This window comes from Microbacterium sp. Leaf351 (assembly GCF_001423825.1).
GTDB classification, from domain to species: domain Bacteria; phylum Actinomycetota; class Actinomycetes; order Actinomycetales; family Microbacteriaceae; genus Microbacterium; species Microbacterium ginsengisoli.
Genome location: NZ_LMPK01000023.1, coordinates 33,663 through 35,483, shown reverse-complemented (window position 1 = coordinate 35,483; position 1,821 = coordinate 33,663). Strand labels below are relative to the sequence as shown.

Here is a 1,821-nt window from a genome sequence, read left to right as displayed (position 1 = left end):
CCCTGCGTCAAGCCCTCGATGCCGCCAAAGCCGGCGCGTATGGGGTCGGCGCCTTCAACGTCACCGACCTCGTCCAGGCGGAAGCCGTGCTGGATGCCGCACGGGAGACCGATTCACCCGTGATCCTGCAGACGATCGCGGGTTCCTCCGCCCACGGTGACGAGGGGGCGTTCTGGGAGGCGCTGGTCGCACTCATCCACCGCTACGACGAGGTGCCGGTCGTTCTCCACCTCGACCACGGGGCATCCTTCGAGGACTGCGCGCGAGCGATCGAAGCCGGCTTCACGAGCGTCATGATCGACGGCAGCCTTCTCCCCGACCGCGTCACGCACGCCAGCTTCGAGGAGAACGCCGCACTGACCCGAAAGGTCGTCGAGTACGCGCACGCCCGCGGAGTCTCGGTGGAGGGTGAGCTCGGCACGATCGGCGGCTCGGAGGACGGCGGCGCGACGGTCAAGGAGATCGTGCTCGCCGACCCCGACGAGGCGGAACGCTTCGTCGCCTTGACCGACGTCGATGCACTCGCCGTCGCGATCGGCACGTCCCACGGCGCGTACAAGTTCACCAGCCCGCCCGACGGGTCGGTGCTGCACATGGACCTCATCTCGGCGATTGCGGCGCGCATCCCCGAGACCGCGTTGGTGATGCACGGATCGTCGTCGCTGCCGGCGGACCTGCGTGACGAGATCAATCGGTACGGCGGGAGCCTGCCCGAGTCGTGGGGGGTGCCCGAGGACGAGAAGGCGCGATCGACGAAGCTCGGGGTTCGCAAGATCAACCAGGGCATGGACTCGCACATGGCCTATGCCGCGGCGGCGCGACGCTCCCTCGCCGAGGACGGCCTGACCGTCGACCCGGCCCCGTTCCAGCGGGCCGCACGGCAGGCGATGGAGAAGATCGTCGCTGAGCGCATGCACGTCTTCGGGCAGGCCGGACAGGCATACCGCCACCGCTGATCAGCGCCCGATGTAGCGCCCCGGCCGGTGGTTCATGGCCAGCACCAGGTTCAGCACCACCGCGCCGGCGGCGCTCAGCAGCACTTTGTCCCACGACACGACAAGCAGTCCGGCGGCGATGATGAGCACGTCGAAGACCATCTGCGTCCAACCCGCACGGAAGCCCGTGCGCTCCTGCAGCACGATCGCGATGATGTTGATCCCGCCGAGGCTGGCGCGGTGGCGGAAGATGATGAGCACCCCGACGCCGACCATGAGGTTGCCGCCGAGGGTGCCGTAGACGGCATCGATGTGGCCGAGCTGCAGGAACGCGTGGTGCACGAGGGCGAACCCCGAGACGAGACCGATCGCGACGGCCGTGCGCACCGTGAAGTCCCAGCCCTTCTTCCAGATCGCGAGCACCGCGAACGGCAGGTTCACGATCGCGAAGAGCAGCGGTAACGGCCACGACGTCGCGTAGCCGAGAAGCAGGGCGAGGCCGGCAGTGCCGCCCGTCACTGCGCCGGCCGTCTGCAGCAGGTAGAGGCCGAACGACACCAGGAACGTGCCCGTCACGAGACCGAGCACGTCTTCGAGCAGTGAATGCCTCGTGGCGCTCTTCTCGAAGACGAGCGTGGGCGCCGTCGTCGGATCCGGTTCGACGCCCGTCGATGCGCCGTACGGGGCGGATGCCGCGTCCCCCGCGCTCACTCGGCCTTTCGCCCTCCGGCCTCCAGCACGTCGCCGGCGGGAAGCTCGTGGTGTCCGCCGAACTGCAGGCGCATCGCCGAGAGCACCTGGTTGGCGTAGTGGTCCTCCCCGCGGGACGCGAACCGCTCGAACAGCGATGCGGCGAGCACCGGCGCGGGCACACCGACGTCGACCG

The 1,821-nt window shown here is 69.1% G+C and carries 2 protein-coding genes; one reads left to right on the top strand and one right to left on the bottom strand.

The genetic code is table 11. From position 1 onward, the window contains the following. The coding region (locus tag ASG00_RS07870; protein WP_082483151.1) for a ketose-bisphosphate aldolase at window positions 1–956 on the top strand (956 nt) is incomplete at its 5' end. Here the strand turns inward: ASG00_RS07870 and ASG00_RS07865 are convergent. After that, window positions 957–1,646 carry a YitT family protein gene (locus tag ASG00_RS07865; protein ID WP_056208248.1) on the bottom strand — a complete coding sequence of 230 codons (690 nt, stop codon included), beginning with the start codon at window positions 1,644–1,646 and terminating at the stop codon, window positions 957–959. Window positions 1,647–1,821: the final 175 nt, after the last annotated feature.